At 62.4% G+C, this 21,590-nt stretch carries 19 protein-coding genes and 1 riboswitch; of the genes, 13 read left to right on the top strand and 6 right to left on the bottom strand.

Going from position 1 to position 21,590, the window contains the following annotated elements; translation table 11 throughout:
- Positions 1 to 99: 99 nt before the first annotated feature.
- Positions 100 to 609 (bottom strand): GNAT family N-acetyltransferase, encoded by a 510-nt coding sequence (locus CHC01_RS22530; protein ID WP_068737851.1) that lies wholly within the window; start codon positions 607 to 609, stop codon positions 100 to 102.
- A gap of 280 nt (positions 610 to 889) precedes the next feature.
- Between CHC01_RS22530 and CHC01_RS22525 the strand changes: the two genes are divergently transcribed.
- Both CHC01_RS22525 and CHC01_RS22520 read left to right on the top strand, forming a co-directional pair.
- Positions 890 to 1,774, top strand: coding sequence for an alpha/beta hydrolase family protein (locus tag CHC01_RS22525; RefSeq protein ID WP_089266531.1), 885 nt, complete (start codon positions 890 to 892; stop codon positions 1,772 to 1,774).
- Between the two features lie 34 nt (positions 1,775 to 1,808).
- The gene (locus CHC01_RS22520; RefSeq protein ID WP_089266902.1) at positions 1,809 to 2,219 is read left to right on the top strand and encodes a thiol-disulfide oxidoreductase DCC family protein; all 411 of its coding nucleotides are present in this window, start codon (positions 1,809 to 1,811) and stop codon (positions 2,217 to 2,219) included.
- Positions 2,220 to 2,227: 8 nt separating this feature from the next.
- Here the strand turns inward: CHC01_RS22520 and CHC01_RS22515 are convergent, their stop codons facing one another.
- Positions 2,228 to 3,481 (bottom strand): flavin monoamine oxidase family protein, encoded by a 1,254-nt coding sequence (locus CHC01_RS22515; protein ID WP_089266901.1) that lies wholly within the window; start codon positions 3,479 to 3,481, stop codon positions 2,228 to 2,230.
- 93 nt (positions 3,482 to 3,574) lie between these two features.
- On the opposite strand from CHC01_RS22515, the gene maiA reads away from it, so the two are divergent.
- Entirely contained in the window at positions 3,575 to 4,240 is a 666-nt protein-coding gene (gene maiA, locus CHC01_RS22510) for a maleylacetoacetate isomerase (RefSeq protein WP_089266530.1), read from the top strand.
- 194 nt (positions 4,241 to 4,434) lie between these two features.
- Here maiA and typA read toward each other — a convergent pair whose 3' ends face one another.
- Together typA and CHC01_RS22500 are read right to left on the bottom strand one after the other, a co-directional pair.
- Positions 4,435 to 6,258: a translational GTPase TypA gene (gene typA / locus CHC01_RS22505; protein ID WP_089266528.1), complete on the bottom strand. Its 1,824-nt coding sequence runs from the start codon at positions 6,256 to 6,258 to the stop codon at positions 4,435 to 4,437.
- A 232-nt stretch (positions 6,259 to 6,490) separates the two neighbouring features.
- Positions 6,491 to 8,044, bottom strand: a complete 1,554-nt coding sequence (locus CHC01_RS22500; protein ID WP_089266526.1) for an alkaline phosphatase D family protein — start codon at positions 8,042 to 8,044, stop codon at positions 6,491 to 6,493.
- Positions 8,045 to 8,187: 143 nt separating this feature from the next.
- Positions 8,188 to 8,379: riboswitch (cobalamin riboswitch) on the top strand.
- Positions 8,380 to 8,486: 107 nt separating this feature from the next.
- Between CHC01_RS22500 and CHC01_RS22495 the strand changes: the two genes are divergently transcribed.
- Complete coding sequence (locus CHC01_RS22495; protein ID WP_089266525.1) at positions 8,487 to 10,754, top strand: TonB-dependent receptor; 2,268 nt, start codon at positions 8,487 to 8,489, stop codon at positions 10,752 to 10,754.
- Between the two features lie 2 nt (positions 10,755 to 10,756).
- The gene (locus tag CHC01_RS22490) at positions 10,757 to 12,205 is read left to right on the top strand and encodes a PepSY-associated transmembrane domain-containing protein (protein ID WP_089266524.1); all 1,449 of its coding nucleotides are present in this window, start codon (positions 10,757 to 10,759) and stop codon (positions 12,203 to 12,205) included.
- 60 nt (positions 12,206 to 12,265) lie between these two features.
- Here the strand turns inward: CHC01_RS22490 and CHC01_RS22485 are convergent, their stop codons facing one another.
- Entirely contained in the window at positions 12,266 to 13,684 is a 1,419-nt protein-coding gene (locus CHC01_RS22485; RefSeq protein WP_089266522.1) for a TAXI family TRAP transporter solute-binding subunit, read from the bottom strand.
- Between the two features lie 200 nt (positions 13,685 to 13,884).
- On the opposite strand from CHC01_RS22485, the gene CHC01_RS22480 reads away from it, so the two are divergent.
- Both CHC01_RS22480 and CHC01_RS22475 read left to right on the top strand, forming a co-directional pair.
- Entirely contained in the window at positions 13,885 to 14,208 is a 324-nt protein-coding gene (locus CHC01_RS22480) for a 4a-hydroxytetrahydrobiopterin dehydratase (protein ID WP_256461208.1), read from the top strand.
- Positions 14,209 to 14,289: 81 nt separating this feature from the next.
- A complete protein-coding gene (locus CHC01_RS22475; protein ID WP_089266520.1) occupies positions 14,290 to 14,673 on the top strand; it encodes a YkvA family protein in 384 nt (127 codons plus the stop codon).
- Positions 14,674 to 14,695: 22 nt separating this feature from the next.
- Here the strand turns inward: CHC01_RS22475 and CHC01_RS22470 are convergent, their stop codons facing one another.
- A complete protein-coding gene (locus CHC01_RS22470; RefSeq protein WP_089266519.1) occupies positions 14,696 to 15,670 on the bottom strand; it encodes an NADPH:quinone oxidoreductase family protein in 975 nt (324 codons plus the stop codon).
- A 119-nt stretch (positions 15,671 to 15,789) separates the two neighbouring features.
- Here CHC01_RS22470 and CHC01_RS22465 point away from each other — a divergent pair, with 119 nt between their 5' ends.
- From CHC01_RS22465 to argG, 6 genes are all read left to right on the top strand, one after another.
- Positions 15,790 to 16,629, top strand: a complete 840-nt coding sequence (locus CHC01_RS22465) for an SDR family oxidoreductase (protein WP_089266517.1) — start codon at positions 15,790 to 15,792, stop codon at positions 16,627 to 16,629.
- Positions 16,630 to 16,831: 202 nt separating this feature from the next.
- On the top strand, positions 16,832 to 17,449 hold the full coding sequence (locus CHC01_RS22460) for an invasion associated locus B family protein (protein ID WP_176454685.1): 618 nt from the start codon (positions 16,832 to 16,834) through the stop codon (positions 17,447 to 17,449).
- A 203-nt stretch (positions 17,450 to 17,652) separates the two neighbouring features.
- Positions 17,653 to 18,831, top strand: coding sequence for a dual-specificity RNA methyltransferase RlmN (gene rlmN / locus CHC01_RS22455; protein WP_089266898.1), 1,179 nt, complete (start codon positions 17,653 to 17,655; stop codon positions 18,829 to 18,831).
- A 2-nt stretch (positions 18,832 to 18,833) separates the two neighbouring features.
- Positions 18,834 to 19,310: a hypothetical protein gene (locus CHC01_RS22450; RefSeq protein ID WP_089266516.1), complete on the top strand. Its 477-nt coding sequence runs from the start codon at positions 18,834 to 18,836 to the stop codon at positions 19,308 to 19,310.
- Between the two features lie 45 nt (positions 19,311 to 19,355).
- On the top strand, positions 19,356 to 20,156 hold the full coding sequence (locus tag CHC01_RS22445) for a phosphatase PAP2 family protein (protein WP_089266515.1): 801 nt from the start codon (positions 19,356 to 19,358) through the stop codon (positions 20,154 to 20,156).
- Positions 20,157 to 20,239: 83 nt separating this feature from the next.
- Positions 20,240 to 21,577, top strand: coding sequence for an argininosuccinate synthase (gene argG / locus CHC01_RS22440; RefSeq protein WP_089266514.1), 1,338 nt, complete (start codon positions 20,240 to 20,242; stop codon positions 21,575 to 21,577).
- The last annotated feature ends 13 nt before the right edge of the window (positions 21,578 to 21,590 follow it).

Here is a 21,590-nt window from a genome sequence, read left to right as displayed (position 1 = left end):
CACTCCAGATTTCATAGGACAGGTTGCGACAGGCGTAGCCGAGCGAGAGCCCGGATTCAACGCCTGCGAGACCAGAAAATCATGAACCGGCTTAATGGCTTAATTCGTCCAGGCGAATGCCACTTTATCGAGCGATTTTGCGCCGAAACGCTCCGAGGAACGGGCCACCATGCGGCCACCCAGAGCGCGGTAGAACTCCGTGGCGCCCTCATTGTCCGACAGCGCCCAGATCACCATGCTCTTCAGCCCGCTCTGCACGAGATCGCGCTTGGCGGAGGCGAACAGCCGGCGGCCGAAGCCGAGGCCCTGGAATTCCGGACGCAGGTAAAGTTCGTAGATCTCGCCTTCGAACTGCAGGCTGCGGGCGCGGTTACGACCGTAATTGGCGTAGCCAGCGACCTTGTCGCCGAAGCACAAAACGCTGACGCGGCTGCCTTTGCGGATCGCGGAATCCCACCAGCCGGGACCGCGGCGATTGATCAGCTTTTCCAATTCGGGGCCCGGGATGAGACCTTGATAGGCCGCGCGCCAGGCTTCGTCATGGGTGGACGCCACCGCGGCTGCATCCGCAGCTTTGGCCGGCCGAACCTCGATCAGGGTTGTGCTCATGGAGGGGATCAAAGCAAGTCGGCGGGCGCTCTTCAAGGTCCATCGTTAATTATCGGTTAACGTGTGGATTTTCAGCATCAGTTTACCGAAAGAGTTGTATCGAAAAAGGACACAGCTGCATCCAATGCGCGCCGAACGCCATGTTTTCCACTGCTGGCACGTATCGCGCGAGTCGTGTCGCAGTTGCACACGCGTATCGATGTGCACAACTGCATCAATGTGATTCGCGGCGTGTAGAGTTCGACAGGCATTGCGTCCGCACGAAAGTCCCTGAGCGCTCATGAAACACGTCCAAGCGCTTTGCCTGCTGGCTGCATTGCTCGGAAGCGCCGCTACTGCCGCAGCCCAGACATCAGGCGCGCAGGCCCCGGAAGAAGCGCCGCATCGCCGGCAGGTCTGGTCGGTAGTGTCGCCCGATCCAAATACCAGTTCCCGCGCGGTGCTATTCCGCCCACCCGGCAATGGCCCGTTCCCGCTCGCTGTCATTGCGCATGCCACCACGCAGAATGCGCTGCGCCGCGCGCAGATGCCGCAACCGGAATATCGCGCACTGGCCTCCTGGTTCGTTGGGCGTGGCTACGCCGTGCTGGTGCCCGAGCGCCCCGGCCATGGCTTAACCGGCGGGCGTTATCTCGAAGACCAGGGCGGCTGCGACAATGGCGACTATGTCGGCGCCGGCCGCGCCACGGCGGATAGTATCGCCGCAGCGATGACTGACATTCGCAAACAACCCTTCATTCGCAGCGACGGCACGATCGTCGTCGGCCATTCCGCGGGCGGCTGGGGCGCACTGGCCATGGCCGGCGCCAATCCGCAAGGCGTCAGAGCGATCATTGCCTTTGCCCCCGGACGCGGCGGCCATGCGAATGACCGGCCGAATGACGTCTGCGCGCCGCAGCGCCTGATCGCCGCTGCCGCAACCTTCGGCAAGACGGCGCACGTGCCTGTGATCTGGCTCGTCGCGCGCAATGACAGCTATTTTTCCCCGGACTTGTCACGCCAGCTGGCGGATGCATTCCGCAAGGGCGGCGACAAGGTCGATGCCTACGAACTGCCCAATTTTCGAAGCGAGGGCCACTGGCTTGCGGAAAGCGACGGCGGTGACGACATCTATGGTGCCGCGCTGGACAAGGCGCTGAAGGCAATTACGGCCAGGAAGCGATGACGCGCAAACCTGCGCAACCGGAGTGGACACCGCAGTGACCGAGCCCTGGCCCGACGACGACGTCATCCTCTATGACGGCGTCTGTATCTTCTGCTCGCGCTGGATCCAGTTCGTCGCCAAACGCGACACCGATCACCGCTTTCGTTTCACCCCGATCCAGTCCGACTATGGCAGCCGCCTCGCCCGCCATTTCGGCATCGATCCCGCCGATCCCGACACCAATGCGGTGATCCATGGCGGCGCGGCTTATGTCAGATCCGATGCGGCGCTGACGGTGCTGTCGACCCTGCCCGGCTGGCAATGGGTGCGCGTGCTGTTCGCCGTGCCGAACGCGCTGCGCAATCCGGTCTACGGCCTGATCGCAACGAACCGCTATCGCATCTTCGGAAAGACCGAGGCGTGTATCGTGCCGGATGCGGCGATGAGGGCGAGGGTGATGGAGTAAGCGAGCTTCTACGCTTTGCTCTGGTTGCCTGTGGCCAGCACTTCCTTCGCCGCCCGCTCTCCACTCTCCCGCGCCCCATGCGCCGTCGAGAAGAAATTCGGCGATGTCGCTTCGCCGGCGAAGAACAGCCGTCGATCCACCGGCACAGCTAGCACGGCGCGCGCAGCGGCATGGCCGGGCTTCGCCGCCGAATAGGCGCCCTGCGCGAAGCGGTCGTGACCCCAGCGGGATTCCGCGAGCGGCGTGAGCTTGCTGCGGATATCCGAGCCGAGCAGCGCCACGATCTCGTCGATGCTTTGCGCGGCGAGTGCACCCTGGCCGGCGTCTTCCAGGTCGCGTGCGAACCTGCCCCCGAAGAAGCCGGCGATGCAGGGGCGGCCGGACGGGCGCAGATGAAAGCTGCCGACACCGGTGCGCAGGGCGGCGCCGCGCAACCCGATATCCGACGGCCACTTCTCCGCGTCGGAGAGCGCCAGCATCACCTTGTTGTCTGCGCCGAGCGGCAGGCCGGCGGCGGCCTCGACCTTGCCGGGCAACGGCGGCGTGAAGCGGATATTTTCATTGGCGATGAGATTGGTCGGCACGCAGACGATCACTTTCGCCGCGCTGAGCGTGCCGCGCGACGTCTCGATGCGGATGCGCGTACCGGAATGATCGATAACAGTGACTTCGGTGTTCAGCGCTACCGAACATGGCGCGCCATAGGCCGCGATCAGCGCACCGTAGCCATCGGGCAGGCGCCAGTTGATGTCCGTGTCCTCATAGGCATCCATGTCGTGCAGCGACACATCCTTGAGCTCGAAACCGTTGATATAGGTCGAGACCGCATCGATCATCGGATTCCACGGATTGCCGGGTTCGAGGCAAGTCGCAGCAGGCGCATCGATCTCGTTTTCCGCGGCCTCCTCGGCGCGCTCATAGAACGCGTCGATCGCGGCGAAGAACTCATCGCGCTTCGCCTTCGAGAAGGCGGCATCATAGGCCTGATCGCGCCACGGCGGGCGCGACTTGTCGACGGCGAAGCCGAGCTCTTTCGCGATGCTGACGAAGTCATTCTTGTCGGCGGAGTGCAGCCATTCACAGCCCAGATCGAACGGAATGCCGGGGGTCGCCATGATCGTATGGGCGCGGCCGCCGATCCGGTCGCGCGCTTCCAGCACGATCACGGAGAGCCCGGAACCTTCCAGCATACGCGCGGCGCCGAGGCCGGCAGCGCCGGCTCCGATGATGGCGATATCTACTTCGGAAGGCAGTCTGGTCATCGCGTCGGTATTCACAGCGGATGGGAAACGGGTGACAACGGGATAAAGGCTTGCTTGAATTATTCAAGCCACCGCTGCCCTCGGAGAAGATGCATGACAGCCCCACACGATTTCGAACTCTACGGCTTCTGGCGGACGTCCGCGACCTATCGCGTCCGCGTGGCGCTCAACCTGAAGGGATTGGAAGCGCACGAGCGCGTGATCGACCTCGACAAGGGCGAGCAGCGCGGCGACGCGTTCCTCAAGATCAATCCGCTCGGCGCGATTCCGGCCCTGATCGAGCCCGGCCACCTGCCGCTGACTCAGTCGCTGGCGATCCTGGAATTCCTCGACGAGATCCATCCGACCCCGCCGCTGCTGCCGAGCGATCCACACGGCCGCGCCCGGGTGCGTTCGATCGCCGCGATGCTGGCCGCCGACACCCACCCGCTCATTACGCCGCGTGTGCGGAAATATCTCGCCATCACCGCCGGCTTTGACGATGCCGCAGTTCGCGCCTGGCTGGTGCACTGGTTCACCACGGGCCTCGCCGCCGTGGAAGAGCGCCTCGCCAGCGAACCCGCCACCGGCCGCTTCTGTCATGGCGACGAAGTGACCATCGCCGACATCTGTCTGCTCAGCATCACCGCAACCATGAAGGTGCTGAAGATCGAGATTGCAGGCATCCCGACCATCGACCGCATCGTCGCCACCTGCGAGGCGATGGAGGCGTTTGCGAAGGCGGATCCGTTGAAGCAGGTGGGAGCGCCGGCAAATTGACTCTGCCCTCATCCTGAGGAGCCGCGCAGCGGCGTCTCGAAGGATGGCCACAAGCATCGGCGCGACGCCAACTCATGGTTCGAGACGGCGCTACGCGTCTCCTCGCCATGAGGGGCGGAGTGAAGGCATCACCCAAACAAAAAATGCCCGGCTTTCGCCGGGCATTTCATAACCAGTCAAAGAAAGCTCGTCGCTTACGCGATCACTTCCTTGGTCTTTTCGGCGCGCTTGCGGTCGTTGGCATCGAGATGCTTCTTGCGCAGGCGGATCGACTTCGGGGTGATCTCGACCAGCTCGTCGCTCTCGATATAGGCCAGCGCCTTTTCGAGGGTCATGCGGATCGGCGGCGTCAAACGCACCGCTTCATCCTTCGAGGTGGTGCGGATGTTGGAGAGCTGCTTGCCCTTGAGAACGTTGAGTTCGAGATCGTTCTCGCGGGTGTGCTCGCCGATGATCATGCCCTTGTAGACCTTCCAGCCCGGCTCGATCATCATCGGGCCGCGATCTTCCAGCTTGAACATGGCGTAGGCCACCGCTTCGCCCTGGTCGTTGGAGATCAACACGCCGTTACGGCGGCCGGCGATCTCGCCCTTATAGGGCAGGTAGTCGTGGAACAGACGGTTCATGATCGCGGTACCCTTGGTATCGGTCATGAGTTCGCCCTGATAGCCGATCAGGCCGCGGGTCGGCGCGTAGAACACCAGACGCAGACGGTTGCCGCCCGACGGACGCATCTCGATCATCTCGGCCTTGCGTTCGCTCATCTTCTGAACGACCACGCCGGAGAATTCCTCATCGACGTCGATGACGACTTCCTCGACCGGCTCCAGCGTGTTGCCGTTTTCGTCCTTGGTAAGAACCACGCGTGGACGCGACACCGACAGTTCGAAGCCTTCGCGGCGCATGTTCTCGATCAGGATCGCGAGCTGCAATTCGCCGCGGCCCGACACTTCCATCGCGTCACGATCGGCGGATTCGACGACCTTGAGCGCGACATTGCCTTCGGCTTCGCGCAACAGGCGGTCGCGGATCAGGCGGCTAGTGACCTTGTCGCCTTCGGTGCCGGCGAGCGGCGAGTTGTTGACGATGAAGGACATCGACACGGTCGGCGGATCGATCGGCTGCGCCTGGATCGGAATTTCAACCGACGGATCGCAGAAGGTATCGGCGACAGTGCCCTTCGGCAGGCCGGCGATGGCAACGATGTCGCCGGCTTCGGCGAGTTCCACCGGCTGGCGCTCGAGGCCGCGGAAGGCCAGGATCTTGGTGATACGGCCGGTTTCGACGACCTTACCGTCACGCGACAGCACCTTGACAGCCTGGTTCGGCTTTACCGAGCCCGCCGAGATACGGCCGGTGATGATACGGCCGAGATAGGGGTTGGCTTCGAGGATGGTGCCGAGCATGCGGAACGCACCTTCTTCTACCACCGGCGGCGCGACATGCTTGATGACGAGATCGAACAGCGGCTTCATGCCGACATCATGCGACGCATCCGGGCTGTCGGCCATCCAGCCGTTGCGGCCCGATCCGTACAGAATCGGGAAATCGAGCTGGTCGTCGGTGGCGTCGAGCGCTGCGAACAGGTCGAACACTTCGTTGACGACTTCGGTGATGCGGGCGTCCTGACGGTCGACCTTGTTGATGGCGACGATCGGCTTGAGGCCGAGCTTCAACGCCTTGCCGACCACGAACTTGGTCTGCGGCATCGGGCCTTCAGCGGCGTCGACGAGCACGATCACGCCATCGACCATCGACAGGATGCGTTCGACTTCGCCGCCGAAGTCAGCGTGGCCCGGGGTGTCGACGATGTTGATCTGGACTTCATCCCACAGCACCGAGGTGCACTTGGCGAGAATGGTGATGCCGCGCTCTTTTTCGATGTCGTTCGAATCCATCGCGCGTTCCTGGACGCGCTGATTGTCGCGATACGTGCCCGACTGCTGCAGCAGCTTGTCCACGAGAGTGGTTTTGCCGTGGTCAACGTGGGCGATGATAGCAATGTTGCGAAGGTTCATAGGTCTTCTTCTGGTTACGGTCTGGGTGCCCTTGAGCGGGTTCAACAAGACATGCTCGACAACAAAAGGCTTATGCCTTGCGCTCGAGCGCGTTCGATAACTGCCTCGTCTGAAAACGCGCTGGGGCAATCCCTCCAAAAGCAAACCCGGCCAGAAGGGGCCGGGTACTCGGACGCGTTGCGGCGCAATATAGGGGGAAATCGCCGAAAAACAATGCGAATCTGCCAAATGGTTAGCCCAATTTCGGGTCCAGAACCGTGGCCCAAAGGGCCATATCGGCCCGATCCCGCAGGGTAACGGTCATTTGGCCGCTTTGGCTGTCGATTTTGACGTGACCGAAGAACTGCATGCCGGCCGACGGGGGCAAATTCTGCTTATCGGGCCCCGGCGCCTTCACGAAACGGACCTCAGGACCGAAGGTATTGTCGAGCGCCGCCGGCCCGAAAGTTCCGGCGTGAAACGGGCCCGAAACGAACTCCCAGAACGGCTCGAAATCCTGAAACTGCGCCTTTTCCGGATTGTAGTAATGCGCCGCCGTGTAATGCACGTCGGCGGTCAGCCAGACCGTGTTGCGGATACCGGCCGATTTGATGAAGCGCAGGATATCGGCGATTTCCAGCTCGCGGCCCCGCACTGGTCCGTCGCCCTGTGCGATGGCCTCAGACCCGGTTTTGTCGGCGGCGTTGTCATAGACGACGAGGCCGATCGGCATATCCGAGGCGATGACCTTCCAGGTCGCCTTCGAGGCCATCAATGCGCGCTTCAGCCAGGCCATCTGCTCCGGACCGATGAAATACGCATGGGGACCATAGGTGTCCTGCAGGTTCGGGCCGTTGGGCCCGCGATAGCTGCGCTCGTCCAGCATGAAGACGTCGAGATGCGGGCCGTAATTGAGCGTGCGATAGACGCGGCCCGGTTCGGCCGGATTGACCGAGATCGGATACATCTCGTGATAGGCACGGGCGCCGCGCGCAGCCAGCAGCGTGATGTCGCGCTCCTTGTAGGATGCCGGTAACTGTTTCGAGAGCGACCAGTTGTTGGTGACCTCGTGATCGTCCCACTGGCCGAAGATCGGCACCTGCGCATTGAATGCGCGGACATTGTCGTCGAGTAGATTGTATTTGTGCGCGGCGCGGAATTCATCGAGCGTCTCGGCGACCTTCGCCTTTTCCGGCACCGTGATGGTGTTTTTCCAGATCGTGCCGTCCGGCAGTTTCGTTTCAGGCAGGATCGGGCCGTCGGCGTAGATGGTATCGCCGGAATGGATCAGGAAATCCGGATTGTGCTTGCGCATGGTGGCGAAGGTGACCATTCCGCCGTCATCGGCGTTGATGCCCCAGCCCTGCCCTGCGACATCGCCGCCCCAGACAAAGGACACATCGCGGCGATCCGCTGGCGCGGTGCGGAAGCGGCCGATCACCGGCTCGCCGACGATTGCGGTATGCGACAAATCACGGAATTTGACGCGGTAGAAGATGTCCTGCCCGGCTGGCAGATTATCGAGCAGCAACTTCGCCGTGAAATCGCTCTCGGGCAGCGCCGTGATAACCGGCAACATGCGCGCATTGCTGAAGGATTCGGTAGTGGCGACCTCCACCATCATCTGCGCCGGCCGATCCGCGCGCGACCAGATCATGCCGCTGCTCGTCCCGACATCGCCGGACTGCACGCCATGCGACACGAGCGGACGATCCGCCGCACGGCTGAGGTAAGGCATCGCCAGGAAGCTTGCGCCTGCTGCGGCTGAGTGCGCGAGGAAGCGACGACGGGAAATATGTAGCGCCATGGCGAACTCCTGATCCTGGCTCTGGCACCAGTGGCTCTAGGCAGATCGCTTGACGCTGCGATGACAGGTGATGCGCAATATCAACACCTGTCAGCGCACGTTGCGAGTGACTAGCAACTTGATTGACACATTTGGAAATTTCACCTTAACGTGAACGTGACGGTTCCCTTCGGGGATCAAAAGGGAATGCGGTGAGGGGGATCCCCCGATTCCGCGGCTGCCCCCGCAACTGTAAGCGGCGAGCCTGCGCCAAGAGCCACTGGGTGTTCACCTGGGAAGGCGGCGACAGGCAGTGACCCGCGAGCCAGGAGACCTGCCGCCAGTCGTGGTCACACGCGAGCACATTGGGCGGGGTGTCCTGGTGGAAGTCACACTGCCTCTTTGAAAAGCGGCGGCGAGACTTGGTTTGCGGTGACGTGCCACGTAACCGCGAGTCCTGTAGATGACCTCCGTTTCTCCCGTCGCATTGAAGCAATGCAAAGCTCTTCTTTCCTCTGTCGCACTGTCCTGCTTCCTTGTGCCCGCCGAGGGCTCGCTGCGACCTGCGCAATCGCACCACGTACTCGACCCCGTGGTGGTGCAGCCGACGGTGACGCCAACGCGCGCGCGCCGCGCCACATCAGGCAAGGCCACGCGCGCCGCGCGCTTGCGGCAGCAGCGCAATGTCGCCGCCAATACCGGCGCGCCGGTTGCCACGCCGACAGGCCCCGTCTTCGCAGCGCCGACGCTCAACCTCACCGGCACAACGTCGACCGGCAGCCGCCTCGGCCTGACGCGCCTGCAGACGCCGGCCAGCGTCGAGGTGATCTCGGCGGAAACCATGGCCGAGCGCGGCCAGCAGAACGTGGTCGATGCCGTCACGCAGAATGCCACCGGCTTTACGGCCATCGGTGAACCCGGCAATGGCGGCATCGCTTTCAGCACCCGCGGCTTCGCCGGCAGCGGCTCTGTCACGTCGCTCTATGACGGCACACGCCTCTATGTCGGCTCCGGCACGGTGAACTTCCCCTTCGACACCTGGACCGCCGAGAAGATCGAAGTGCTGCGCGGCCCCGCCTCCGTCATGTATGGCGAAGGCGCCATCGGCGGCGCTATCAACGTGATTTCGAAACTGCCGCTCTGGGTGCCACGCAACCAGGCCGAAATCTCTCTGGACAGCAACATGACGCGCCGCATCGCTCTCGATAGCGGCGGCCCGGTCAGCAAGGACGTCGCCTATCGTATCGCCGTCACCGGCAACGCGTCCGATGGTTGGGTCGATCGCGACAACACCTCGAACATCGCGCTGCACGCCGCCGTGCAGATCAAGCAGACCGAGGACATCACCTGGACGCTCTCCACCGACTATGGCGACCGCCATCCATCAAAATATTTCGGCACGCCGCTGATTAACGGCCAGCTCAATGAGGCGATCCGCTTCAAGAACTACAATGTCAGCGACAGCAACATCCGCTATCAGGACAGTTGGAGCCAGGTGAAGACCGAGTGGCAGGTGGCCGACGGCATCACCCTGCGCAACACGCTCTATTACATGTATGCGAAGCGCCACTGGAAGGAGGTCGAGATCTACGGCTTCAATTCCGGCACCGGCCTGATCGATCGCGGCGATTATCTCGAGATCTTCCACCAGCAGCAGCAGATCGGCGACCGCATGGACGCCACCTTCGAGGGCCATCTGTTCGGCATGGTCAACACCTTCGTGGCGGGCTTCGACGTTAACCGCATCGACTTCAAGCATACCAACAATTCGCCGTTTAGCGGGTCCTCATCGGTCAATCCGTATAATTTCGATCCCGGCCTGTTCAGCAGCCCGGACCCGACGATTCCCGGCTTCAAGAGCGTCGCCAATCAGTACGCATTCTTCGCCGAGAACCGACTGGCCGTCACCGAACAATTGTCGCTGATCGCCGGCGTCCGCCAGGACCAACCGACCGTCGAACGAACCGACTATCGCACCCCCGCCAACAGCTACACCCGGGACTATTCGGCGACCTCGTGGCGCGCCGGCGTCGTCTATACGCCGATTCAGAACCTTGCTTTCTATGGCCAGTATTCGACGGCGGTCGATACCATCGGCGGCTTGATCTCGGCGAGTAACGCCAATGCGAAGTTTGACCTCGCGACCGGCAAACAGGCCGAGATCGGCGTCAAGCAGTCGTTCTGGGGCGGCCGCGGCGAGTGGACGCTCGCTGCCTATGAGATCGTGAAGAACAATCTGCTGGCCGTCGTTCCCGGTAGCGGCGGAGCGGTTCAGCAGGTCGGCCAGCAGTCGTCGCGCGGTGTCGAGGCCTCGATCGGTCTCGTGCTCGAATACGGCTGGCGCATCGATGCCAACACCGCGCTCCTGCGCGCAAAGTATGACGACTTCCTGCAGGCCAGCGGCGTGAATTTTGCCGGCAACGTCCCGATCAATGTCCCGCAGAACGTCTCCAATATCTGGGCAACATGGGGCTTTGCGCCAAACTGGTCGGCCAATGCCGGCGTGCAGATTGTCGGCAAGACCTATGCAGACAACGCGAATACGCTGGAAATGCCGAGCTACACAGTTGTGAATGCCGGCCTGCAATGGAAGCCGGACGTCAACACCACGGTGTCGCTGCGCGTTTACAACCTGTTCGACAAGATCTACGCGACGTCGAGCTACAGCGACAATCAGTGGATGCTCGGCATGCCACGCACCGCTCAACTCGCCGTCAACGTGAAGTTCTGAGCTTGTCACGCAAGCTGACACGCACTCTCCGGCGGTGGCTGTATATCGGCCACCGCTGGGTCGGCATCGTCACATGTCTCTTCTTCGCGATGTGGTTCATCTCCGGCGTGGTGATGATGTATGTCGCGTTTCCCGGCCTCTCCGACAAGGAGCGGCTGGCAGCATTGCCCGACATCGTCTGGGAGAAAGTGGCGCTCTCTCCCGACGAGGCGATGAAGGCTGCCGGTGCCACGCGCTATCCGCGCGAATTGCGATTGAACATGGTTGCCGACGAGCCGGTGTATCGGTTGACTGGCTGGGACGGCAAACGGCAAACCATCTCCGCCGTCGATGGCCGCGCCATCACCGAGATCAACGAACAGCAGGCACTTGCAGTCGCGCGGCATCATCCCGCCAGCAAGTTGCCTCAGCTCGAAGAGACCGTCGATCACGATCAATGGAGTGTCACCGCACGCTACGATCCACTGCGACCATTGTATCTGATCACACTCGGCGACGACGCCGGCACCAAACTCTACGTCTCCTCGCGCTCCGGCGAGATCGCGCTCGATACCAACCGCACCGAACGCGTCTGGAACTGGCTCGGTTCGATCCCGCACTGGATCTATCCGACCGTGCTGCGCAAGGACGGTCCGCTGTGGCGGCTCGTGGTGTTGTGGATCTCCGGCATCTGTTTGATCGTCGGCGTTACCGGAATCTGGATCGGCATTCTGCGCGTGCGCCTCAAGCGGCGTTATGCGAGCGGCAACATCACGCCCTATCGCGGCTGGATGGCGTGGCATCACGTCACCGGACTGATCGCCGGCCTCTTCGTGCTGACCTGGATGTTCTCGGGCTGGCTGTCGCTCGATCCCGGCCGCGTTTTTGCCGACCGCAATACGCCACGCGAGGTATTGCAGCGCTATGCCGGCCACGACGCGCCTGATATCCCTGCGGCCATTCGCGCACCGGCGGACAAGGCCGCGGTCGAAGCGCGCTTCGTATGGATCGACGGCATGCCGCTGATGATCGTCGCGAAGCGCGACGGCACGAAGATGGCGATCAATCCGACAAGCGGCGAAATCGCAAGACTGCCGCAAGACCGCCTCTGGAACGCCGCAACAAAACTGCTTCCGGATTCGCGCCTCGAACGCCAGATAACCCTCGGAAAATACGACGCTTATTGGTACGCGCACCACAATGACCGCGAATTGCCGGTGTTACGCGCCAAATTCGATGACGACGCGCAAACCTGGTTTCACATCAGCCCGGTCACCGGCGACATTCTCGGCCGCGTCGACTCAAGCCGGCGTACCTATCGCTGGCTGTTCAATGCGCTGCACAGTTTCGATTTTCAGCTGTTGTTGATGTATCGCCCGGCCTGGGACATCGTGGTGTGGCTGCTGTCGATTCTCGGCACCATCGTCTCGGCGAGCGGCGTCGTGATCGGCTGGCGCTATCTCAAGCGCTAAAGCGTTTTCAAGCGAAGTGGTCCCGGTTCGCGTGAAGAAAACGCGTCAAAACGAAAGACTCTAGACCGCCAGCGGCCGCGGCGGCTGACGCAATTGCTCCGGCGGATTCATCGGCTCCGGCGGGATCATGCCGATCAGCGCCTTGCGGTCGGCGACGGCGTTGTGGAATTGCTCGAGCGCAATATTGAAGGCTGTCAGCGTGCCTTCCTCAATGGCACCATGCTCGTAGCAATTCAGCGTATGACGCAGAATATCGTCGGCTTCCGCCTGCATCGTATCGAGCTCTTCGAGGGACTCGCTCTTGCGCGCGGCGGCAATCATGTCGAGCAGACGATCGCGCTCTGACACATTCACGTTGCGCTCATCCTTCTTCAGATAGCTCGCGAACCAAGCGCCGATCGAGCCCATCGCCGAGAGCCCCATCAGGCTCCACCAGATGTAATCGCTATAGCGATCGAGGAAGGTCTTTTCTTCACCATCCACATAGGCGGCCGCGCCGGGATGCACGGGGATCACCGCATCCTTATCGGTATCCGGCGTCTCGATCTTCGCCGCCAGCGGGAAGTCGTTGATGATCTGCTGACGGATCGCAAACAGCTGCCGCGTGAAGGCGGCGATGGTCACATCAGACAGGCTCTGCCGTGCCACGATGTGATGCGAAAAGCTGATGGTCTTGACGTCGTCGTCCGGCCGCGCCGGCGCGCCGCCGAATGCGCCTGCAGGAATTTCCGATGATTCATACATCGGGAAATTCTGCGCGATGGCTTCTGCGGAATCGATCGCGAGGAAGGTCGGCGTGCCATCGCGGCTCGAAGCCTGGATCGCATCATTGGTGATCTTGCTGTTCACCGGACCTGCCGCGATGAACGCATCGACCTTCTGGTCCTTCACGGCCTCAGCCACTTCGGTGGTCGAGAACTGCACGATGGTGACCTTGGCCGGATCGACGCCATATTGCCGCAGGATGATGTTCAGCAGGTTGACGTTGGCCTGCGTCTTGCCGATCACGCCGACGCGGCGTCCGGCGAGCTGCGAGAATTTGGTGATCTTCGGCCCGGATTTCTTGCCCTTGGCGGCCGGCGGCACCCAGATCACAGCAACGTTCTTGCGCAGCGTGGCGACGGCGCGCGCATTCTTTGGCACTTCGAGATCGCCGCGGATGATCGCGAGATCGGCCTTGCCATCCGCGAGCGCCTTGGCGCTGGCGGTGGCTCCTTCGGTGAGGATCGGTCGCAGCCGGACTGTATAGTGATCGCGCGAGAACGATTGCACCAGCGCCTGCACCACCTTGACGTCGTCGCTGTTCGGCGGACCGACGGCGATCCGCAGCGGTACCGGCTTCATGGCGAAGTAGTAAGCGCCAGCCACGGCAGCAACGATCGCCAGAGTCCCGGCCAGCGTAATCAGCGTCATCTTGCGCCGGATCGACCGCGGTGACGGCGGCCCTATCGGCCCGATAACATCGGGACCGTCTGCCATGGATCTGGAAAACAATCGCTTCAAATTCATCTGCGCCAAATGGGTTCGAGCGACAATGTAGCAAAGTTTCGGGTCGACGCGCCGTTCCACCGGCAGCATGGTTACCGGCGCGATTGGTTACTTTCCTGCATGCGCGGCATTTGCTGCCTTATTGTGGCATGGATCCCAACTGTGTCACCGGGCGTTAGAGTAAAGTTCAAGTGAAGCAGGAGGTTGGCATGGTGGAACGACTCTCGGCCGAGGCCCGCAAGGCGGCGCTCAAGGAGCTCTCGGGCTGGAGCGAGGTTTCCGGGCGCGATGCCATCGCCCGGACCTTTACGTTCAAGGATTTCAACGAGGCCTTCGGTTTCATGGCGCGGGTCGCTCTGGTCGCCGAGAAGAGCGACCACCATCCGGAATGGCGCAATGTTTACAAGACAGTGGAGGTAGTACTGTCCACCCACGACGCCGATGGCGTCACCAAGCGCGACGTCGATCTGGCCAGGGCCATGAATACCATCGCCGGGCAACTCGGCCACTCCTGAGCGTTGCTGAATGTTGCGACGCCGGAGCCGGATCACCATTTACCGGAAAGGCTGCAAACTGCAGCCGTGAGGACATTGCCGATGGCAACCGACCACAGCGTGGGCTTCGAGCCAGCCGATGAACTGGCCAAAGACCGCGAAAGCGTACGCAAGCAGTTCTGGCACAAGCTCAAGCGACTGGCGGTCAAGCTGCCTTTCGCCGAAGACTTGCTGGCGGCTTACTACTGCGCCTTCGACCGGCAGACACCGCGCCATGTCCAGGCGGCGCTGCTCGGCGCCATCGCCTATTTCGTGCTGCCATTCGATTTCGTGCCGGACATGCTGCCCGTTCTGGGATTCACTGATGATGCCGCGGTGCTGGCCACCGCCTTGCGCATGGTGGCGAGCCACATCAACGAGGACCACCGCGAAGCCGCCAGAGCGGCCATCGCACGTGGATTGGCGAAGGGTGAAACGGACGCGTAATCCGCGTCCGCCTCATTCAGCTTTATGGATGAAGGATCACTTTGCCCATGGCCTGACGGCCCGCCAGTACCTTCAACGCATCGGCTGTCTTGGCTAACGGGAAAGTCCTGTCGACATGGGATGAGATCTTCCCTTCGGCGGCCCACTTCACCAGCTTTTCCAGATTGGCGCGGTTCTTCTCGGGATTCTGCCGTACCCAGGCGCCCCAGAACACGCCGCGGATGTCGCAGCCTTTCAGCAGCGCGAGATTAAGCGGCATCTTCGGAATGTCGCCGGCGGCGAAGCCGATCACCAGGAAGCGGCCTTCCCAAGCGATAGCGCGCAGCGAGGCTTCGGCATATTTGCCGCCCACCGGATCGAAGATGATGTCGACACCCTTGCCGTCCGTCAGCTTCTTCAGACCTTCCTTCAGATCTTCGGTCGCGTAGTTCAGCCCAATATCCGCGCCGTGCTTCTTGGCGAATTCCAGCTTCTCGTCCGACGATGCGCAGGCGATGACCTTGAGACCCAAGAGCTTGCCGAGTTCGCAGGCCGCGAGCCCAGTGCCGCCCGCGGCGCCGAGCACGGCCAGCGTCTCGCCGGGCTTCGGGCTGGCGCGGTCTTCCAGCGCATGCAGCGCCGTGCCGTAAGTGATGATCACGCCGGCGGCGCGATCGAAATCGAGATTGTCGGGAATCTTCACGGCGGATGCCGCAGGCACCGCGATCTTTTCACGGGCGCCATTGTGGCCCACAGATGCAACCACACGGTCACCAACCTTGAAGCCGGTCACGCCGCTGCCGATGCTCTCGATCACACCAGCGACTTCCGCAGCCGGCGAGAACGGGAACGGCGGCTTGATCTGGTATTTGCCCTGGATCATCAGAATGTCGAAGAAATTCAGCGCCGCCGCCTTGATGGCGATAACGACCTGACCGTCACCGGCAACGGGATCATCGATATCGGCGAGAACGAGATCATCGGGTTCGCAGAATTGCGAGCAGAGAATGGCTTTCATCTGATCATCTGACCTTCGGCTTGAGACAGTTGAAGGGAGTCATGCCGGATTTGACGGCGCGCTACAATCTGATTCGAGAAAAGGTAATTCCGCCACGCGGCCAACCGAGGAACCGTCCCATGTTCGAAACAACGCTGCTCGCCAACAGGCGCATTCTGGTCACCGGCGGCGGTTCCGGCCTCGGTGCGTCCATGAGTCGCCGCTTTGCGGAGCTGGGTGCCGAGCTCATCATCTGCGGTCGCCGGCTTGAATTGCTCGAACAGACTGCAGCACAACTGCGGACCGATTTCGGCGGCAAGGTCAGCGTCGCACGATGCGATATTCGCGACGCCGACGCGGTCGAGACGATGATGGACACAATCTGGCGCGACGGGCCGCTCGACGTCCTCGTCAACAATGCTGCGGCCACCTTCATCGCGCAGAGCGAGCATCTCTCCACCCGCGCCGCCGACGCGATCCTCGCGCCGACGCTGCACGGCGCCATGTATTGCACGCTCGAAGCCGGTCGACGCTGGATCGCAGGACACCACAAGGGCGTCGTGCTGAGCATCCTCTCGACATCCACGATCACCGGGCGCGCCTTCACGGTGCCATCGGCGATGGCCAAATCTGGACTCCTTGCAATGACGAAGTCGCTCGCGGTGGAGTGGGGACCCAGAGGCATCCGCACCGTCGCGATCGCGCCCGGCCCGTTCCCCACCACCGGCGCGACCGGGCAGCTGCGGCCCGAGGGACGCGACAGCGGCCCTGCGGCGCAGAACCCGCTCGGCCGCGTCGGCGAACACAGCGAGCTCGCAAATCTCGCAAGCTTCCTGATTTCCGATCAGGCCGGCTATATCAATGGCGAGATGGTGGTGCAGGATGGGGGCGCACACCTGCGCGCATCTGGCGCAGAGGATCTGCTGCAGTGGAGCGATGCGCAGTGGGCAGCGCAGCGTGCGGCGCGTGCAAAAAACTGAGCAGAAAACTGAGGATGACTCCTGCGCCGTCAGCGCGCAGCAAGGCAAGGACTGCTATCCTTGCGGGAGTCGCGTCTGCCTTTTCAAGAAAGCGATTTGCGGATATGGCAGACATCGTGACGTCAGCGATTCCAGATCGTCTTGGTAAAGCCGTCTTGTTGCGAGCCATCTTCCAGTCACAATGATAGAGGATCGAGACTTGATGTCCGTGCGGCGATTCCTGACAGTTGTGTCGATGAGTATAGCGATGGTCGGTATCTCCGATCTTGCGCAGGCGCAGAGCGCTGCATCGAAAGGCAAGGCCGCCGCACCGAAGGCAGCGCCCACACCGGCAAAGCCAGCAGCCGCGGCGCCTGCTGCAGCGGGTGGCGCCGAGCCCACGCTGGTCGGACAGTTCGGCTCGTGGGGCGCCTACACCGCGACACCGAACGGCAAGAAAGTCTGCTTTGCTCTGGCCAAGCCGGCGTCGTCAAAGACCAATCCGGCGAACCGCCCGCGCGATCCCGCTTACGCCTTCGTCTCGACCCGCCCGGCCGAGAAGGTGACCAACGAAGTCTCGATCATGATCGGCTATCAGTTGAAGCCGGGCTCCGAGTCCACGCTGGAAGTCGGCGGCGCGCGCTATGCGATGTATACGCAGGGCGACGGGCTCTGGATCAAGAATGCCGCCGAAGAAGAGCGCATGGTGGAAGCCCTGCGCAAGGCGGCCGACGTGACCGTGAAGGGCGTCTCCGCCAAGGGCACCGAGACCACCGACACGTTTTCGCTGAAGGGCCTGGCCCAGGCGCTGGACCGGCTGGCGCAGGATTGCCGGCGGTAATTGCCGCCAAACACCGGCTAAATCCTTGTCGCCGTTAATATTGCCGCATTTCGCGCCTTTTCATTCGGGCGCGAAAAGCTTATTTGAGGTCGGCCTGTTTAAGGCCTGATTTCCCGCGACATCATAGATCGAACGCCATGACCCCCGTTTCAGCCGAGGCCGGCTCCGCCATCGACGCTTCCCGCGCATTGCCCGCGGGCGAGATGCCGCTGGAGAAGATCGCCACCGAGACCTATGTGCCGCTGGCCAAGCCGTCCCTGATCGGCCTGTCGCGCACGGAAATCGCGGAAAAGCTCGGTTCCATCGGCGTGGCGCCGGCCCAGCGCAAGATGCGGACGCAGCAGATCTGGCACTGGATGTATGTCCGGGGCGTCCAGACCTTCGCCGAAATGTCCAGTATTTCCAAAGGCATGCGCGAAGACCTCGAGAAGCATTTCACGGTGGCACGGCCCGAGGTCGTGGTCGAGCAGATCTCCAATGACGGCACCCGGAAATGGCTGCTGCGGCTGCCTTCAGGTACCGCCGGCGAGAAGGCCCACGAGGTCGAGTGCGTCTATATCCCCGAAACCGACCGCGGCACGCTCTGCGTCTCGTCGCAGGTCGGCTGCACCCTGAACTGCTCGTTCTGCCACACCGGTACCCAGCGGCTGGTCCGCAACCTGACGGCCGGCGAGATCGTCGGCCAGATCATGGTCGCCCGCGATCGTCTCAACGACTGGGCCGACCGTGAGACCCCAGACGGCAACCGCCGCGTCACCAATATCGTGATGATGGGCATGGGCGAGCCGCTCTACAATTTCGACGCGGTGCGTGACGCACTGCTGATTGTCTCGGACAATGAAGGCATCGGCATTTCGCGCCGGCGCATCACGCTGTCGACCTCCGGCGTGGTGCCGAACATCAAGCGCACCGGCGACGAGATCGGCGTCATGCTGGCGATCTCGCTGCATGCAGTACGCGATGAGCTGCGCAACGAGCTGGTGCCGCTCAACAAGAAATATCCACTCGAACAGCTGATGCAGGCCTGCCGCGATTATCCCGGCGCGTCCAACGCACGGCGCATCACCTTCGAATATGTGATGCTGAAAGGCGTCAACGACTCGCTCGAGGACGCCAAGCTGCTTGTGAAGATGCTCAAGGGTATCCACGCCAAGATCAATCTGATCCCGTTCAATCCGTGGCCCGGCACGCGCTACGAATGTTCGGACTGGGACCAGATCGAGAAGTTCTCCGAATATATCTTCAATGCCGGCTATTCCTCCCCGGTGCGCACGCCGCGCGGCCGCGACATTCTCGCGGCCTGCGGCCAGTTGAAGTCGGAGACCGAGAAACTGTCGGCGCGCGAGCGTCAGGCTTTGCGCGCGATGGCGATGACGGACTGACAATGGCGCTGATCGGCCGCCTGTTCGTCATCTTTCTCGGCTTCTGCGCCGCCTGTCTCGTTGGCGGCGCCATCGTGGTGTTCTCGATCCTGTTTCCGGAACTCAGCGCGCTCGATACCGGCGTCATCGACCCGAACACGATCAACATCCTGCTCGGCTTCGGCTTTATCTTCATCAGCGGCTTTGCGCTGATCCCGGCGATGCTCGTCGTCCTCATCACCGAGGCTTTCTATATTCGCAGCGTCATCGTCTATGCGCTCGGCGGCGCGGCGGTCGGGCTCGCCTGCTATCTCGGCCTGATCCCCTACGACCCTGCCACGACGAGTTTCGACGGCATCGTCCGCCGCCATCTCGAAGTCATGACCGGCGCGGGCATCATCGCGGGGCTGATCTACTGGGTGATCGCTGGCCGCAACGCTGGCGCCTGGCGGCAGCCACGGCGCGCGCCACCGCAGCCCGATGTCGCGGCCGGCCCCTAGTGCACTGCCTTTCCTTCAACTCCTGCCTCGGCTAAACCGCCCGCCATGAACCGGACCGGACTCCTCATCGCGCTTGGGCTGTTTGCCGTCATTGCCATTGTCTTCGGAATCTGGCCCGAACTCGACCTCAAGCTCGCGGCGCTGTTCTACGATCCTGAGACCAGACGCTTTCCCACGACGTCGCTGCCCTACGCGCAGTTCGCCCGCGATGCGGCGATGTGGATCGCATGGGCCTTTGTCGCGCCCTCGATCCTCGCGCTGATCGTGAAGCTGATCTGGCCGAACCGGCCACTGCTGGTGAAGGGCCGCACCATGGCCTTCCTGATCCTCACCATGCTGATGTCGGCCGGGATCCTGACCAATCTGACCTTCAAGACCTTCTGGGGCCGCCCGCGGCCGGTGATGGTCTCCGAATTCAACGGCCCCTGGCAGTTCAAGGCGTGGTGGGATCCGACCGGCCAATGCGGGCGCAATTGCTCGTTCTTCTCGGGTGAGGGCGCCACGGCCTTCTGGACCTACGCCCCCGCCGCGCTCGCGCCGCCGTCCGTGCGCCCCTACGCCTACGTGGCGGCCACTGTGTTCGGCATCGCCACCTCGGGCTGGCGGATGGCCTTCGGCGGCCATTTCTTTACCGACGTGACCATCGCCGGCCTCGTGTCGTTCCTGGTTATCTGGTTGATTCACGGATGGATTTACCGCTGGCCCTCGACCCGGATGACGGATGAGGACGTCGATCGCTGGCTGACCAGGATCGCCTGGCCCGGCTATCGCTGGCGGCTGCGCATGATCGGGCAGCAGCCAAAGCCGTCTTTCGTCAACCGGATCACCGAGCAGCACCACGATTGAGCGGCCTCAAGCGGATGCCGCGTTGACGCGCTTTGCCCGGCCGGGCTATCGCTGGCCGCAGAAATTGCCCGATTGGACGTTCCATGACCACGATCTTGAAGAGCCTGCCCAAGGGCAAAAACGTCGGCATCGCTTTCTCCGGCGGCCTAGACACGTCAGCGGCACTGCTCTGGATGAAGCAGAAGGGCGCCAAGGTCTTCGCCTATACCGCCAATCTCGGCCAGCCTGACGAAGCCGACTACGACGAGATTCCGCGCAAGGCGATGGAGTTCGGCGCCGAGAAGGCGCGCCTCGTCGATTGCCGCGCCCAGCTCGTCCATGAAGGCATCGCCGCGATTCAAGCCGGTGCCTTCCATGTCTCGACCGGCGGCATCGCCTATTTCAACACCACGCCGCTCGGGCGCGCCGTCACCGGCACGATGCTGGTCTCGGCCATGAAGGAAGACGGCGTCAATATCTGGGGCGATGGCTCGACCTATAAGGGCAACGATATCGAGCGGTTCTACCGCTACGGATTGCTGACCAATCCGGAGCTGAAGATCTACAAGCCCTGGCTCGACGATCAATTCATCGACGAACTGGGCGGCCGCGCCGAAATGTCGGCCTTCATGACCGCCCACGGCTTCGCCTACAAGATGAGCGCCGAGAAGGCGTATTCGACTGACAGCAACCTGCTCGGCGCCACCCATGAAGCCAAGGATCTCGAACAGCTCGACAGCGGCATCAAGATCGTCAACCCGATCATGGGCGTGCCGTTCTGGCGCGACGACTGCGCCGTCAAGGCCGAGAAGGTCGTGGTGCGGTTTGTGGATGGCCAGCCCGTTGCGCTGAACGGCCAGAGCTTCACCGATCCTGTCGCGCTGTTCCTCGAGGCCAATGTCATCGGCGGCCGCCACGGGCTCGGCATGAGCGACCAGATCGAGAACCGCATCATCGAGGCGAAGAGCCGCGGCATCTATGAAGCGCCCGGCATGGCGCTGCTGCACATCGCCTATGAGCGTCTCGTCACCGGCATCCACAACGAAGACACCATCGAGCAATATCGCATGAGCGGCATGAAGCTCGGCCGGCTGCTGTATCAGGGGCGCTGGTTCGATTCGCAAGCCTTGATGCTGCGCGAGACCGCGCAGCGCTGGGTGGCCCGCGCGATCACCGGCGAAGTCACGCTCGAACTGCGCCGCGGCAATGACTACTCGATCCTGAACACCGAGAGCCCGAACCTGACTTACGCGCCGGAGCGCCTGAGCATGGAGAAGGTCGAGGATGCGCCGTTTACGCCGGCAGACCGGATCGGCCAGCTCACCATGCGCAACCTCGACATCACCGATACCCGCGCCAAGCTGGATCTGTATTCGAAGACGGGTCTGTTGAGCGCCGGCGAAGGCTCGAACATTCCAAAGCTCGACAACGATAAGAACTGAGGGCGCGGCGGAG

It is taken from the genome of Tardiphaga sp. OK246, assembly GCF_900188215.1.
Lineage (GTDB): Bacteria > Pseudomonadota > Alphaproteobacteria > Rhizobiales > Xanthobacteraceae > Tardiphaga > Tardiphaga robiniae.
Note: the sequence above shows the minus strand (reverse complement) of the source record. Positions and strands in the feature narration are given on the sequence as shown.